Genomic DNA, 14,822 nt, shown 5'->3' on the forward strand with positions numbered 1-14,822 from the left:
CAGGAGAGAAGAAGATGAAGCATCTGTTTTACCCGCTCGGACTGGCGCTGCTGCTTTGCCAGAACGCACTGGCCAGCCTGCCCACACTGCCTCAGGTGGCGCAGGATACGCCCTGCTCGCTGTCGCTCGGCACGCAGGAGGTGAATTATGGTCGCCAGACGCGCTATCAGCTGGCTGACGCTGGCGGCGGTCAGCTTACGCCAGGCAAGCGTGAGCTGCTGCTCGGCGTGGTGTGTCCGTATAGCCAGCCTATGAAGCTGGCATTGCGTGGCGATCGCGCGCTTGATGGCGCACTGCGCTGGGGTGAGCGCGGCAGCGTGCGGCTGCGGCTGTATGACGCGCGGCTCGACGGCCAGCCGGTCGCGCTGCTTCAGGAGCAAAATGGCCAGAGCAGCGAAAGCCTGCTGCTGCGTCCCGGCGAGCCGTTCAGCGCGGTGCAGAACGGCAACGTGGTGGAAGGTAAAGCCTTTACCGCGCAGCTGGAAATTGTGCCACTGCTGCCGGAGAGCGCCTCACGCGTGGCGCTGCAAACCGACAACGAAGCACGACTTACCCTGGAGCTGCTGCGCTAACCCCGCGCTGCACCGCTCCGCCATTCCCGCAACGGGCGCACTGATGCGCCCGTTTTTTACGCCATCACAAGGAGAACAGACATGGCACACTTCCGACTTTCCCCTCTCTCTTACAGCTGCGCGCTGGCGCTACTGGTTGCCAGCGGTGCGCAGGCGGCCTCGGCGTGGCAGGCGCTCGACGGTGCCAAAGTCGCGGCGACCAGCGGCTACGAATCACGCAGCGCGCGTGACTATCCGCTGCTGGCCAGCGGCGCCGGCAGCCTGCTCACCACCGCCGTGCCCGGCCTGAACTTCGTCACCACCGGTAGCCTGCTGTATGCGGCGCAGGCACTGAACGGCGGACGCATCGAACTGGATGGTGCTCATCTCGCCACTGACGGCGTGATGGCGCACGGCGCGAACCTCAGCGACGGACAATTCATCATGCGCGGCGGCAGCATCAGCACGCTGGGCGACAGCAGCGCCGGCGTGATGGCCAGCGGCGACAGCGAGGTCACCCTGACGGATGTCACGCTCAGCAGCCGCGGGCGCGATGCCACCGGCGTTACCCTCAGCCAGGGCCAGCTGACGCTGCGCGACAGCCGCATCAGCGCCAGCGGTCAAAATGGCGGCGGATTAGCGCTGGGCGGTGGCGGACGCGGCAATGCGCGCGCGACGCTCAGCGATGTCACCATTGAACTGAGCGGTGCCGGCACACGAGCGGCAATCGAGCTGGGCAACGGTACGCTGAACGGCAGCCAGGTGGCGATCAACGTCAGCGACCGTCATCGCGGCATCGAAATCTATAACCCGCAGGGCAGCAGCGGACGCGGCAGCGTGACGCTGAGCGACAGCCAGATCGTGACTGACGCCGGTGACGGCGTGTACACGCTGGGCGGCGATGTGCTGCTCAATAACGTTACGGTCGACACGCAAAGCGGTATGGCGGTCAACGTCAACAATCGCTCGACCGCCACGCTGCTCGGCGGCAGCTTTAACACGCACGGTGATAACGCGCACACGCTGTGGATCGCCTCGGAGAGCGCCTCCGCCCACGCACAGGACAGCCGATTCAGCAGCGAGGGCAACAACGCACATGCGTTTCACGCGCAGTTTGGCAACGCCACGCTGGATAATGTTGCGCTCAGCACGCAGGGAGCCGGCAGCTATGGTCTGTACAGCGAAGCGCAGGTTGATGCGCAGCATCTGACGGTTGAAACCCACGGCTCCGGCGCCATCGGCGTGTTTGCCGCGCGCGGCGGCAACATCAATCTGGCCAACACTCAGGTGCGCACCGCCGGTGATTCTGCCACCGGCCTGCTGGCCTATCCGGGCTCGGCGATCAGCGGTAAGCAGGTCGATGTTAAAACAGAAGGCGCTGGTGCGCACGGCGCCTGGGTGCGCTCTGGCAGTATGCAGCTGCAGCACAGCACGCTCAGCACCGCAGGCCAGCAGGCGGCGGGTTTGCTGGTGAACGCTAACAGCAACGGCGACAGCAGCACGGTAACGTTTGACAGTACGCACATCGTCAGCCAGCAGGGTGCGGCCATCAAAGTGACCAACAGCAACGCTGACATCACGCTGACCAACGGCAGCCAGCTGCAGGGCGGCGACGCGCTGCTGGACGTGGCGAGCGGTACGCTGCCGTCAGAAGTGACGCTGAACGCGGATAACCATGTAAGCCTGCAAGGCGACGTGCGCGCCGACGCCGCCAGCCGGGTGGCGCTGGCGCTAAGCAACGCCTCACAGCTGAGCGGCAGCGTTCAGGGCGCCGATAGCCTGACGCTCGACGCCAGCAGCAGTGGCAGCTCCGCGCCAGCTCAACGCTTAATACGCTGCACAGCGACGGCAACGTGAGCTTTGCCCCGCAGGCCAGCGGCTTCAGCACGCTGGATGTGCAGACGCTGAGCGGCCACGGCAGCTATCACCTGAACACCGATCTGGCAGCATTGCAGGGCGATCTGATTCGTGTCGCGGGTGCTGCCAGCGGCGATCATCGGCTGGGGATTAGTAACAGCGGGCGCGAACCGCAGCAGAGCGACGCGGCGCTGACGGTGGTGACTACCGGCGGCGGCGATGCCCACTTTGCGCTGGAGCACGGCGTGGTGGATGCCGGCGCGTGGCAGTATCAGCTGGAGCAGCGCGGCCAGGACTGGGTGCTGGCGCAGAAGCACGATGAGGACGAGCAGCCGCTGCCAACGCCTTCCGCCGCCACAGTCACCGCACTGTTTAACGCTGCGCCGATCGCCTGGTACAGCGAGCTGACCAATCTGCGTACCCGTCTTGGCGAAGTGCGCGACAGCGCAGCGCAGGGCGGCGCCTGGACGCGCGTCATCGGCAATGACTGGCGTATCAACGCGCGCAGCGGCGTGGCGTGGCGCCAGCAGATGCAGGGCGTGGCGATGGGCGTCGATAGCGCCAAAACCACCGGTTATGGCCAGCGCCTGCTCGGCGTGTTCAGCGGCATCAGCAAAAGCCGGCTGGCCTTCAGCGGCGGCAGCCAGGGCACCATCAACAGTTTCTATATTGGTGGCTATCACACCTGGCTGCTGAATGATGGCTGGTTCGCCGATGCGGTGGTGAAAGCCAACAACTTCAGCAACCGCGCCGACGCGCGCATGTCCGATGGTAGCAAGGCCAGCGGCAGCTATCAGACCGCCGGATTTGGTGCCTCGCTGGAGCTGGGCCGCAAGTTTAACTATCAGAACGGCTGGTTCGCCGAGCCATCACTGCAGTTCTCCTCGCTGTGGGTGCAGGGCAAAGCATATCGCCTGAGTAACGATCTGGCGGCAAAGGCGGCGTCTGGCGGATCGCGCCTGGCAACGCTGAACCTGACCGGTGGACGCGAGATGGCGCTGGAGAACGGCGGCAAAGTGCAGCCGTGGCTGCGCGCCGCCCTGGCGCAGGAGCTGGTGCGCGATAATGCCGTCAGCGTTAACGATCAACGCATGAACAGCAACCTGGCGGGCCAACGGCTGGAGCTCGGCGCGGGCGTTAACATCTCACTGACGCGCGATGTTGCGCTGTATGCGGACGCCAGCTGGAGCCACGGCGATAAGCTGGCATCACCGTGGAGCGGCAGCGCGGGCCTGCGCTGGCAGTTCTGATCCTCATCTGGCACGCGTTCAGCGTGCCTTTTGCTGCGGCGCCACTGTCTGGCTGACAGGGTGCCGCAGCGCGTTAAGCGACACGCCCTACGCGTCCACCGCCCTGCGGCTGAAACAGAAAGAACAGCCCGGCGCCGGGACTGATCACCAGCATACGCCCTCCCTTTTGCGGCTGCAGTTCCGCCAGCGCCAGCGTGCGCGCGTCATTGAAATCCGTCACCAGCGCCGGAAAATGCGCCATGCCGTTAATCTGCGCCCGGTACTCGCGCATCATACCGCGTCGCAGATGCAGCACATCATTATTGAGCCAGCGCGGCAGGCTGTTCGCCAGCTGATGCGCTGCCACCGGCCCGCCGGTATAAGCCAGTAAACGCACGCGGGCCTGGCGCGGCGGCTGAATAAAGTGGTGAATGAACCAATCCATGTATGCGTCTTTCATCCCTGCGCTTCCCCTGTGCTGACCGGCTGGCCTCAGGCTATTTTAAGGACTGGCAGGTTTAAGGTTAATGAGACCTGGCCTACGCGCCGGTCAGTGCAGTCTGACAAATGGGGGAGATTCTTAGTCGTTTGGGATTATCAGGCGTGCGCAAAGCAGTACCAGCATCAATACCGCTAAAAATGTACAAAAAAAACGCTATGCAATACACCCTTCACATCCGATAATGTTAACTTAACTTAACCCATGACTGACTTAAACACATCTCATGGTTAATTAAAGGTGACACATGGATATCACTCAACATATCGCCAGGCGCTTGCTGGAAGCCAGAACTGAAGCGGGACTCAGCGTCATAGCCGTGGCAGACGCAATCGGTGTGGTGCGGCAAACTTACAGCAAGTTCGAGCAGGCGCAAGGGGTTCCCAGCATTTCGCAACTGATCGCGCTTTGTAAGCTTTATGACAAACCGATTGGCTATTTCTCCGATCCGGATGAAGGCGAGTTTCGCTTTGCCATGCGCGCCGATGCACCGGATTTGCTTGATGCAAAATTGCGTAATGAACTGATTAATAAACTGAAAAATATTCACGCAATTGAAGACGCCGCAGCCGCTAAACAGCCGGAAGACCTGCCTAACTCGTTGCCCATTTTTTCCGCCAGAGATGAGGATTTATTGCGGGTTGAAGATAAAGCCAGCGAAGAGAGACGTCGCCTCGGCATCGGCGATGCGACCTGTGTCGGTGATATCGTCGCACTGCTGGAATCGTTCGACATCCGAGTTATTCCATTCAGTCACCAGGCTGATGAGGAGACTTCGGGGCTGCTGTCGGGTTTTTCTGCCTTTAGTAATAAGTACGGCACTGCAATTTATGTCAATAATCATCCTTCTATCTCGGTCGAGCGACAGATTTTCAGTATTTGCCATGAATATGCGCACATCATTTTTCACCGCGATGATTACACCGGACCGGCTAAGAATTACAAAACCCGCGGGAAAGCAGTCTCGCCTGAAGAAAAAGTGGCAAATCATTTTGCTGCCTGTTTCCTGATCCCTGAACATGCGTTGCGTAAACAGTTTCAGATGCAGGGAGGTGGATGGGCCTACGAAGAGACGGTGTTGCGGCTGAAAAGCATCTACAGGGTTTCTTTTGCCTGCATGGTCGACAGGCTAAGCAAATGCCGCCTGATTTCCCAGAAAAACGCTGGTTACCTGTGGGCCATCGTGAACCGTAAAGGCTGGAATCGCCATGAACCGCACCCGATTGCTGAGAAGCTGGAATATAAAGGGCGTTTAAAAGTACTGTCACGTAAGGCGTGGGAAGCGGGTTCGGCTTCCGAGTCATTTATTTCGGATTTACTTGAACTCAACAGAAAAGAGTTAAGCGTGCTCCTCGCAGGATGGTATGAAGAGCAGGAGGCGGGAGAGGATGCCTTTTGAATGCCCGCGCTGCGTTATTGACACCAATGTCCTGTCTGATTTTTACGAATGTGAATGCATCCAGTTGATATGGTCCCTGTTCCCCGGCGGAGTATGGATCGATCCTTACGTTTGCGAAGAGCTCAAGGCTAAATACGATCTGGATGTACAGCAGGAGCTGGCCAGATTGCAATTGCCTTACAACTTCACCAACGACTTTGAGCCTGAACATTATGCTGAAATGCAGGAAATCAAAGCGCGCAGGCGGGCATTGAAGCATGCGGATATCAGTTGTGTGATCAACGCGCGTGTCAATCAGGCAACCTGTCTCTCAGCAGACAATGCGGTTTATAAAACATGTCAGGAAAGACAAGTGCGTGTTGCCAGACACGGTGGCATTTTGCTTGAGGCCGTCAAAAGAGAAATGATTACAAAAACACAGGCGCTGGAGTTTTTTCAGGCTTTTCTTGATCGCGGCCTGACGATGAAGCCTTCAGTGCGCGAAGCACTAATGGTGCAATTTAGCTGAACCTGTGTGTAGATGATTATTTATCGAGCAGAAATTTGCCCTCACCCCGGCCCTCTCCCGCAAGCGGGAGAGGGAGCGGTCCGCTGCGGGTGGGGAATGCAGTGCATCACATGAGTTAACCAGGAGGGCGCAGCGGGTGAAAAGTATGCACCGCCCAGTTCCCTCTTCCCAACCGGCACTGGTCAGTTCCCTCTCCCGCTTGCGGGTGTACAGTCCGGGGACATCGTGAACACTTGTTCGGGGACATGGTAGACACTTACAACTAAGGCATAAGAACCCGTTTATGGAGTCGCTTATGCCCTGGGATGCGAGAGATACCATGTCATTACGTACTGAGTTTGTTCTGTTCGCCTCGCAAGACGGGGCGAACATCCGCGAGCTGTGCCGCCGCTACGGCATATCTCCCGCCACCGGCTACAAGTGGCTTCGCCGCTGGGATGAGGAAGGATCGTCCGGCCTTCAGGACCGCTCCCGCGCGCCCCGTCACTCACCCAACCGCTCATCTGACGACATCACTGAGCTGCTGCGTATGGCGCATGAGCTTCATCAGCACTGGGGGGCCCGCAAGATTAAGCGCTGGCTCGAAGACCGCGGGCACGGCATGCCGGCCTTCAGCACCGTCCACAACCTGATGGCCCGCCACGGCCTGCTGCCGGGCGCAGCGCCGGGCGTCCCGGCCACCGGCCGGTTTGAGCATGCGGCCCCGAACCGGCTCTGGCAGATGGATTTTAAGGGCCACTTTCCCTTTGGCGGAGGCCGCTGCCACCCGCTTACCCTGCTGGACGACCACTCCCGGTTCTCGCTGTGCCTGGTGCACTGCGCTGACGAACGGCGTGAGACGGTACAGGAGCAGCTGGTCAGCGTCTTTGAGCGCAACGGCCTGCCGGACCGGATGACGATGGATAACGGCTCGCCGTGGGGCGACACCACCGGCACCTGGACGGCAGTGGAGCTGTGGCTGATGCGCCACGGCATCCGGGTGGGGCACTCGCGGCCGTATCATCCGCAGACGCAGGGCAAGCTGGAGCGCTTTCACCGCAGCCTGAAGGCGGAAGTGCTGCAGGGGAAGTGGTTCGCGGACAGCGGTGAGCTGCAGCGCGCCTTCGACCACTGGCGGACGGTCTACAATCTCGAGCGCCCGCATGAGGCGCTGGAGATGGCGGTGCCGGCGTCGCGCTATCAGCCCTCATCGCGGCAGTACAGCGGGCGCGTAGCGCCACCGGAATACGACGAGGGCGTGATGGTCAGGAAGGTGGATATCAGCGGGAAGCTGAGCGTAAAAGGACTCAGCCTGAAGGCGGGCAAGGCGTTCAGGGGAGAGCGTGTGGGGCTGAAGGAGACGGGGGAAGACGGTTATTACGAGGTGTGGTGGTACAGCACAAAAGTGGGGGTGATCGACCTGAAGAAAAAGTCGATCACCATGGGTAAAGGATGTTAAAAGTGTTCACTATGTCCCCGAACACCTGTCTGCCATGTCCCCGGACTGTACAGCGGGAGAGGGTTAGGGTGAGGGAAAAACCACTATGAATTCAAACCATTAAACCGCCTGCGCGCACGCCCACGCTGAGCTCCACGCCCACTGGAAATTGTAGCCGCCGAGCCAGCCCGTCACGTCCACCACTTCGCCGATGAAATAGAGCCCTGGCACGTCGCGCGCTTCCATGGTCTTTGACGACAGCTGCGTGGTATCCACGCCGCCCAGCGTCACTTCGGCGGTGCGATAGCCTTCGGTGCCGTTTGGCTGCACGCGCCACTGGTGCAGCGTGGTCACCAGCTCGCTCTGCTGCTTGCTGTTAAGCTGCTTCAGCGTCACGTCCGGAATCTGCTGCAGCTCCTGCAATACTTCCACCAGCCGCTTCGGCAGGATCTTCGCCAGGCTGTTTTTCAGGCTGAGGTTGGGATGCGCCGCGCGCTGCACGTCAATAAAATCGTCCAGCGCGGTCTCCGGCGACAGGTTGACGGTGACAAACTCGCCCGGCTGCCAGTAGCTGGAGATCTGCAGCACCGCCGGGCCGGACAGGCCGCGGTGGGTAAACAGCATCGCCTCTTTAAACAGCGTGCCGTCCTGAGCGGTGATGGTGGTCGGCAGCGCCACGCCGGAAAGCGTGTTCAGCTGCTCCAGCAGCGGCTTATGCAGCGTAAATGGCACCAGCGCGGCGCGCGTCGGATGGACGCGCAGGCCAAACTGTTCCGCCACCTTATAACCGAACGGTGTTGCCCCCAGTCCCGGCATCGACAGACCACCGCTGGCGATCACCAGCTTGTCCGCGCGAACCGCCGAGCCATTCAGCTGCAGCGTGTAACCGTCGTCGTCGCGCGCCACGCTCAGCACTTCGCTGCGCAGCCGCAGCGTCACCTGGCCGGCTTCACACTCTTTCAGCAGCAGATCAACAATCTGCTGCGCCGAATCATCGCAGAACAGCTGGCCGAGAGTTTTCTCGTGCCAGGCGATGCCGTGACGATTAACCAGATCGATGAAATCCCACTGGGTGTAGCGCGCCAGCGCCGATTTGCAAAAGTGCGGATTATGCGACAGATACGCCGCCGGTTCGGTGTACAGATTAGTGAAGTTGCAGCGGCCGCCGCCGGACATCAGGATTTTACGCCCTGCCTTCTTGCCGTTATCCAGCAGCAGCACGCGACGGCCCAATTGCCCGGCCTGCGCCGCGCAGAACATGCCGGCCGCGCCTGCACCAATGATGATAACGTCAAACTTTTCCACTGCCTTAACCCACCTGATTTAAAGGCGCTGATTGTAGAGATCTGCGGCTTTTCGCGCCAGCGACAAAAAATTGCCGTAAATGTGTCATATTGTAACTTGCTCATTTTGCGGTCTTTTTGCCATTAATTACCTGCCGGATGACAAATTTAAGACAAAAAAGAGCTATATTTTTCTTTCCCATAGCGCACGTTGTCGCAGATAATGCGCCGCGTTCATGTCCTCCAAAATGGCGTAACGTTTATGCTACATCTGTTTGCTGGTCTTGACCTAAGCACCGGCCTGTTATTGGTTCTTGCTCTGCTGTTTGTGTTGTTTTACGAAGCAATCAACGGCTTTCACGACACTGCCAACGCGGTCGCTACAGTCATTTACACCCGTGCGATGCGGGCGCAACTGGCGGTTGTGATGGCCGGTGTGTTCAACTTCTTAGGTGTGCTGCTCGGCGGTTTGAGCGTGGCTTATGCCATCGTGCATATGCTGCCAACCGATTTGCTGTTGAATGTCGGTTCGGCGCATGGGCTCGCCATGGTGTTCTCCATGCTGCTGGCGGCGATTATCTGGAACCTCGGTACCTGGTATCTCGGCTTACCGGCGTCCAGTTCGCACACGCTGATCGGCGCCATCATCGGTATTGGTCTCACCAATGCGCTGATGACCGGCACGTCGGTAGTGGATGCGCTGAACCTGCCGAAAGTCATCAATATTTTCCTCTCCCTGATTCTGTCGCCGATTGTTGGTCTGATCATTGCGGGTGGCCTGATTTTCCTGCTGCGTCGCTACTGGAGCAGCACCAAGAAACGGGCTCGCATCCACATGACGCCTGCTGACCGCGAGAAGATCGACGGCAAGAAAAAGCCGCCGTTCTGGACGCGTATCGCGCTGATTGTCTCCGCCATTGGCGTGAGCTACTCGCACGGTGCCAACGACGGTCAGAAAGGCATCGGCCTGATCATGCTGGTTCTGATTGGCGTCGCGCCGGCGGGCTTTGTGGTGAATATGAATGCCTCCGGTTATGACATCACCCGTACGCGCGACGCGGTGAACCATCTGGAGCAGTATTACCAGCAGCACGGCCAGTCGCTGACGCACATCGTGCAGATGGCGCCACCGGCGGTGCCGACGCCGGAAGAGTCGCTCGGCGGCCCGCAGGAGTTCCATTGTGATAGCTCCCGTGCGCTTGATGCGATTAACCGTGCGCAGGGTCTGCTGGGTAATCTGCAGAGCTACAGCGATCTCACGCCTGACCAGCGCGGTCAGATGCGCCGTCTGCTGCTGTGCATCTCCGACACCGCGGACAAAGCCGCTAAGCTGCCGGAGACCAGCGCCGACGATAAGCGCTTCCTCAATAAGTTGAAAGGCGATCTGCTCGGCACCATCGAGTATGCGCCGGTATGGATTATCGTGGCGGTCGCGCTGGCGCTCGGCATCGGTACCATGATTGGCTGGCGCCGCGTGGCGACCACCATCGGCGAGAAGATTGGTAAAAAAGGCATGACGTATGCGCAGGGCATGTCGGCCCAGGTAACGGCGGCGGTGTCGATTGGTATCGCCAGCTACACCGGGATGCCGGTTTCGACCACGCACATTCTGTCATCGTCGGTTGCCGGTACCATGCTGGTAGATGGCGGCGGTCTGCAAAGCCGCACCATCAAAAATATCGCGATGGCCTGGGTATTCACCCTGCCGGTGTGTATTTTGCTGTCTGGCTCGCTGTACTGGATTGCGCTGAAGCTGATTTAACGCTTCAGAGTTGCAGGGTTCTGTCTTGGTGCGTTGCGAATACAACACAGCGCGCCGCGACAGAACCCGCTCCCCTTCTCAGTGCCAAATCGCTAAGGCGATCAGGCTCACCACCACCAGAAAACACAGCCCGCTGGTCAGAACAAACTGACCGCGCACCCGCTCGCAGCGACGAATAAATTCATCGTCGTGATGATCGCGATAGCGTTTCTCCCAGATATAGCGTACCAGCCGCACCTGCTTGCTCGGCTGACCGTGGGACGTAAAGAAACCGGCACCATCAACATACTGATACAGCAACGGATCGCACCCGCGCAGCACCGCCAGCAGTGAGCGCAACGATGAGAAGTAACGCGCCATATTCACCAGACAAACCACACACAGAGCCCAAAAAAGCGCGATAGTGCTGATCATGTTCCCCTCCCGGCTGGAGCCGCAATGACGTTACGTGCAGCGGGGAAAAGCTGCAGACGCCCCACGGGAAATAAGCCAGCCACAGATGAATCGAATTGCATTGTTGTTATGCGGACCTGAGCGCGCTACCCGGACGGGAGTGGCCCTCATTTTCAGTGTAGGAGATCTGTTTAAATTTTTTCCAGCGATGATTTTCGTTCAGCGCGAGCGAAAAAAGCGATAAGCCATGATCTGACTCACAGCCGGGCTTCGGTTTGCAGCATTTGCTACCTACTCTGGCTATACTCGGGATATAACAATTATTCGCCTGCGTGGCTGACATTGTGGTTGGTGGCGCTTCATCGCCGTTACGCGCAAAGGATTACGCCAGCCGAACGGCACAAATTCGGGTTGCCCCAGAATCTTGAGAAAGGAGTTTTATCATGGCTTATAAACACATCCTGATTGCAGTAGACCTTTCCCCGGAAAGCCAGTTACTGGTTGATAAAGCGGTATCACTGGCCCGTCCTTATGATGCAAAAATCTCGCTGATTCACGTTGATGTGAACTATTCAGATCTCTACACCGGGCTGATTGACGTCAACCTCGGCGACATGCAGAAGCGTATTTCGGAAGAGACACACACCGCGCTGCGAGAGCTCTCCACCAACGCCGGTTATCCGATTAGCGAAACCCTGAGCGGCAGTGGCGATCTCGGCCAGGTGCTGGTGGACGCGATTAAAAAATACGATGTCGATTTGGTGGTGTGCGGCCATCATCAGGATTTCTGGAGCAAGCTGATGTCGTCGGCGCGCCAGCTGATCAATACCGTGCATATCGATATGCTGATTGTGCCGCTGCGCGACGAGGAAGAGGAATAACCGCGAGGCGTGGGGTCGCCGGGACCGGGTTCGGTCGCCATCAATGGCGACCCTGCAATGAACATTAACGCTGTAGGGTCGGCATTGATGCCGACCTGTTTTATTGCCGCACCGCCTGAACCAACGGCGGATAAATATCAAAACGGTGGCTTTTGGTCACCACCGCCGATTGAGTGGCGACGCCGGCCAGCGGCGGTGCGTAATCCGGGCGCTTCACCACGATGCGCTTCTTCGCCAGACGGCGCGCCGGTTCGAGCAGCGCATCGGCATCCTCGTCCGGCCCCACCAGCGACTGAAACACCCGCATCTCCTTCTTCACCAGCGCGCTTTTCTGCCGGTGCGGATACATCGGATCGAGATACACCACGTCCGGTGCCGGCGTGATATCACTCAGTGCCTGCTGGCTGACCACATGCAGCAGCGTCAGGCGCTCGCGCAGCCAGCCGCCGATCTCCGCATCTTCATAGCCACGCCGCAAACCATCTTCCAGCAGCGCCGCGACCACCGGATGACGCTCCAGCATACGCACGCGACAGCCCAGCGCGGCCAGCACAAAGGCATCGCGCCCCAGTCCTGCCGTCGCATCCACCACGTCGGGCAGGTAATCCCCTTTGATGCCCACCGCTTTCGCCACCGCTTCGCCGCGTCCGCCGCCAAATTTGCGCCGGTGCGCCATCGCGCCGGAAACGAAATCGACAAAGATGCCGCCGAGCTTCGGCTCATCCACTTTCCGCAGCTCCAGATGCTGCGCTGTCAGCACCAGCGCCAGCGTGGCGCTGTCGTCCTGCTCCAGCCCCCAGCGCTGCGCCAAATGTAATAAGGCGCCGTCTCCGGCGCCTGTTTCATCCACTAAACCGATCTTCACAAGCAGGCTTATCCCTGAATTCCGTAGTGTTCCAGCATCGCATCCAGCTGCGGTTCACGGCCGCGGAAGCGTTTGAACAGTTCCATCGGCTCTTCGGAACCGCCGCGCGTCAGGATGTTGTCGAGGAACGACTGACCGGTCTGACGGTTGAAGATGCCCTCTTCTTCGAAGCGCGAATACGCATCGGCAGCCAGCACGTCGGCCCACAGATAGCTGTAGTAACCCGCCGCGTAGCCACCGGCAAACACGTGGCTGAAGGCGTGCGGGAAGCGGCCCCACTCCGGACTCGGCACCACGGCAACCTGTTTTTTCACTTCACGCAGGGTTTCGAGGATTTGCGCGCCCTGCGCCGGATCAAACTCGGTATGCAGACGGAAATCGAACAGGCCGAATTCCAGCTGACGCAGAATGAACAGCGCCGCCTGATAGTTCTTCGCCGCCAGCATTTTATCCAGCAGCGCTTTCGGCAGCGGCTCACCGGTTTCGTAATGGCCGGAGATGAACGCCAGCGCTTCCGGCTCCCAGCACCAGTTTTCCATAAACTGGCTCGGCAGCTCGACTGCATCCCACGGCACGCCGTTGATGCCGGACACGCCCGGCGCTTCGATGCGCGTCAGCATGTGGTGCAGGCCGTGGCCGAACTCATGGAACAGCGTGGTCACTTCATCGTGAGTGAACAACGCCGGTTTGCCCTGGACCGGACGGTTGAAGTTACAGGTCAGGTACGCCACCGGCTTCTGCAGGCTGCCATCGGCTTTACGCATCTGCCCGACGCAGTCATCCATCCACGCGCCGCCGCGCTTGTGCTCGCGCGCGTAAAGGTCGAGGTAGAAGCTACCACGCAGCTCGCCGCTCTCGTCGAACAGGTCGCAGAAACGCACGTCCGGATGGTAAACATCCACGTCGGTACGCTCTTTGGCAGTGATGCCATAAATACGCTTCACCACTTCAAACAGGCCGTTCACCGCGCGTGATTCCGGGAAGTACGGACGCAGCTGTTCGTCGCTGATGGTGTACAGATGCTGTTTCTGCTTCTCGCCGTAATAGGTGAGATCCCACGGATTCATGTCATCCACGCCAAACTCTTTTTTGGCGAAGGCACGCAGCTGCGCCAGCTCTTTTTCACCCTGCGGGCGCGCGCGTTTGGCGAGGTCGTTCAGGAAGTCGATCACCTGAGACGGGCTTTCCGCCATTTTGGTCGCCAGCGATTTGTCGGCGAACGAGTCAAAGCCCAGCAGCTCGGCCAGCTCGTGGCGCAGCGCCAGCTCTTCCGCCATGATTGGGCCGTTGTCCCATTTACCGGCGTTCGGGCCCTGATCGGAGGCACGGGTGGAATAGGCGCGATACATCTCTTCACGCAGCGCGGCGTTGTCGCAGTAGGTCATCACCGGCAGATAGCTCGGGATATCCAGCGTCAGCAGCCAGCCTTCCTGCTGTTTGGCTTCCGCCTGCGCTTTGGCCGCAGCCAGTGCGCTCTCCGGCATGCCCGCCAGCTCGGCTTCGTCGGTGATCAGTTTGCTCCAGCCCATGGTGGCGTCCAGCACGTTGTTGCTGTAAGCCGATCCCAGTTCGGAGAGGCGCGCGGCGATCTCGCCATAGCGTTTCTGTTTCTGTTTATCGAGGCCGATACCGGACAGCTCAAAGTCGCGCAGGCTGTTATCCACCGCTTTCTTCTGCGCGGTATCCAGCTGCGCGTAGCTCTCGCCCTCACGCAGGTTGCGATACGCCTGATACAGGCCTTCGTGCTGGCCCACCCAGGTGCTGTATTCGGACAGCAGCGGCAGCGTCTGCTCGTAGGCTTCGCGCAGTTCCGGGCTGTTTTTTACCGAGTTGAGATGGCTGACCGGCGAGAAGATGCGGCCCAGGCGATCGTCCACTTCTGCCAGCGGCTGGACTAAATTTTCCCAGGTGTAAGGCGCGCCCTGCGCCACTACGCGCTCCACCGCTGCGCGACAGTCGTTCAGCGCTTCAGTTACAGCGGGAACCACGTGCTCAGGTTTGATGGCGGAAAAAGGCGGTAGCGTAAAAGGCGTGAGTAACGGATTGGTCATAAGCGCAGTCCTTTCATCATGGAGTGGGGCCGCGCGCAGGGGCGCGGCGCAATTTTACTAACATGCGGCCAGACGAGGGGAAAATCAATGCCACCCGCAAGGGCAGAGAGAAAAACGCGCGATGAAT

Annotated in this window: 13 protein-coding genes; 8 read left to right on the top strand and 5 right to left on the bottom strand. The window is 59.6% G+C overall.

What is annotated here, in order from left to right; genetic code table 11:
* Positions 1–14 precede the first annotated feature (14 nt).
* The 3 genes from KOL70_RS11315 to KOL70_RS11325 all read left to right on the top strand — a co-directional run bounded on the left by KOL70_RS11315 (position 15) and on the right by KOL70_RS11325 (position 3,658).
* Positions 15–572, top strand: coding sequence for a hypothetical protein (locus KOL70_RS11315; protein ID WP_215480666.1), 558 nt, complete (start codon positions 15–17; stop codon positions 570–572).
* Positions 573–653: 81 nt separating this feature from the next.
* Positions 654–2,408: a right-handed parallel beta-helix repeat-containing protein gene (locus tag KOL70_RS11320; protein WP_215480667.1), complete on the top strand. Its 1,755-nt coding sequence runs from the start codon at positions 654–656 to the stop codon at positions 2,406–2,408.
* On the top strand, positions 2,405–3,658 hold the full coding sequence (locus tag KOL70_RS11325) for an autotransporter outer membrane beta-barrel domain-containing protein (RefSeq protein WP_215480668.1): 1,254 nt from the start codon (positions 2,405–2,407) through the stop codon (positions 3,656–3,658). The genes KOL70_RS11320 and KOL70_RS11325 overlap by 4 nt, the downstream gene beginning before the upstream one ends.
* Before the next feature lie 73 nt (positions 3,659–3,731).
* Here KOL70_RS11325 and KOL70_RS11330 read toward each other — a convergent pair whose 3' ends face one another.
* Complete coding sequence (locus KOL70_RS11330; protein WP_215480669.1) at positions 3,732–4,082, bottom strand: hypothetical protein; 351 nt, start codon at positions 4,080–4,082, stop codon at positions 3,732–3,734.
* A gap of 301 nt (positions 4,083–4,383) precedes the next feature.
* Here KOL70_RS11330 and KOL70_RS11335 point away from each other — a divergent pair, with 301 nt between their 5' ends.
* The 3 genes from KOL70_RS11335 to KOL70_RS11345 all read left to right on the top strand — a co-directional run bounded on the left by KOL70_RS11335 (position 4,384) and on the right by KOL70_RS11345 (position 7,481).
* On the top strand, positions 4,384–5,535 hold the full coding sequence (locus tag KOL70_RS11335) for an ImmA/IrrE family metallo-endopeptidase (RefSeq protein WP_215480670.1): 1,152 nt from the start codon (positions 4,384–4,386) through the stop codon (positions 5,533–5,535).
* Positions 5,525–6,043, top strand: a complete 519-nt coding sequence (locus KOL70_RS11340; protein WP_215480671.1) for a hypothetical protein — start codon at positions 5,525–5,527, stop codon at positions 6,041–6,043. The genes KOL70_RS11335 and KOL70_RS11340 overlap by 11 nt, the downstream gene beginning before the upstream one ends.
* Positions 6,044–6,326: 283 nt before the next feature.
* Positions 6,327–7,481 carry an IS481 family transposase gene (locus KOL70_RS11345; RefSeq protein ID WP_215480672.1) on the top strand — a complete coding sequence of 385 codons (1,155 nt, stop codon included), beginning with the start codon at positions 6,327–6,329 and terminating at the stop codon, positions 7,479–7,481.
* 99 nt (positions 7,482–7,580) lie between these two features.
* Here KOL70_RS11345 and KOL70_RS11350 read toward each other — a convergent pair whose 3' ends face one another.
* Entirely contained in the window at positions 7,581–8,765 is a 1,185-nt protein-coding gene (locus KOL70_RS11350; protein WP_072209711.1) for an NAD(P)/FAD-dependent oxidoreductase, read from the bottom strand.
* A gap of 240 nt (positions 8,766–9,005) precedes the next feature.
* On the opposite strand from KOL70_RS11350, the gene pitA reads away from it, so the two are divergent.
* Positions 9,006–10,505, top strand: a complete 1,500-nt coding sequence (gene pitA / locus KOL70_RS11355) for an inorganic phosphate transporter PitA (protein ID WP_021508108.1) — start codon at positions 9,006–9,008, stop codon at positions 10,503–10,505.
* A gap of 78 nt (positions 10,506–10,583) precedes the next feature.
* On the opposite strand, the gene uspB is transcribed toward pitA, so the two are convergent.
* Positions 10,584–10,919, bottom strand: a complete 336-nt coding sequence (gene uspB, locus KOL70_RS11360) for a universal stress protein UspB (protein ID WP_010618665.1) — start codon at positions 10,917–10,919, stop codon at positions 10,584–10,586.
* Positions 10,920–11,341: 422 nt separating this feature from the next.
* On the opposite strand from uspB, the gene uspA reads away from it, so the two are divergent.
* The gene (uspA, locus tag KOL70_RS11365) at positions 11,342–11,779 is read left to right on the top strand and encodes a universal stress protein UspA (protein WP_021508107.1); all 438 of its coding nucleotides are present in this window, start codon (positions 11,342–11,344) and stop codon (positions 11,777–11,779) included.
* 100 nt (positions 11,780–11,879) lie between these two features.
* Here uspA and rsmJ read toward each other — a convergent pair whose 3' ends face one another.
* The gene (rsmJ, locus tag KOL70_RS11370) at positions 11,880–12,644 is read right to left on the bottom strand and encodes a 16S rRNA (guanine(1516)-N(2))-methyltransferase RsmJ (RefSeq protein ID WP_058770936.1); all 765 of its coding nucleotides are present in this window, start codon (positions 12,642–12,644) and stop codon (positions 11,880–11,882) included.
* A gap of 8 nt (positions 12,645–12,652) precedes the next feature.
* Positions 12,653–14,695, bottom strand: a complete 2,043-nt coding sequence (gene prlC, locus KOL70_RS11375; protein WP_215480673.1) for an oligopeptidase A — start codon at positions 14,693–14,695, stop codon at positions 12,653–12,655.
* Positions 14,696–14,822 lie beyond the last annotated feature (127 nt).

It is taken from the genome of Pantoea sp. B270 (assembly GCF_018726825.1).
GTDB lineage: Bacteria > Pseudomonadota > Gammaproteobacteria > Enterobacterales > Enterobacteriaceae > Pantoea > Pantoea dispersa.

Coding starts and splice junctions, on each gene's coding strand:
- KOL70_RS11320 (WP_215480667.1), top strand. CDS start 654: ATGGCACACTTCCGACTTTCCCCTCTCTCTTACAGCTGCGCGCTGGCG.
- KOL70_RS11330 (WP_215480669.1), bottom strand. CDS start 4,082: ATGGATTGGTTCATTCACCACTTTATTCAGCCGCCGCGCCAGGCCCGC.
- pitA (WP_021508108.1), top strand. CDS start 9,006: ATGCTACATCTGTTTGCTGGTCTTGACCTAAGCACCGGCCTGTTATTG.
- KOL70_RS11315 (WP_215480666.1), top strand. CDS start 15: ATGAAGCATCTGTTTTACCCGCTCGGACTGGCGCTGCTGCTTTGCCAG.
- KOL70_RS11340 (WP_215480671.1), top strand. CDS start 5,525: ATGCCTTTTGAATGCCCGCGCTGCGTTATTGACACCAATGTCCTGTCT.
- uspB (WP_010618665.1), bottom strand. CDS start 10,919: ATGATCAGCACTATCGCGCTTTTTTGGGCTCTGTGTGTGGTTTGTCTG.
- prlC (WP_215480673.1), bottom strand. CDS start 14,695: ATGACCAATCCGTTACTCACGCCTTTTACGCTACCGCCTTTTTCCGCC.
- KOL70_RS11345 (WP_215480672.1), top strand. CDS start 6,327: ATGGAGTCGCTTATGCCCTGGGATGCGAGAGATACCATGTCATTACGT.
- KOL70_RS11335 (WP_215480670.1), top strand. CDS start 4,384: ATGGATATCACTCAACATATCGCCAGGCGCTTGCTGGAAGCCAGAACT.
- uspA (WP_021508107.1), top strand. CDS start 11,342: ATGGCTTATAAACACATCCTGATTGCAGTAGACCTTTCCCCGGAAAGC.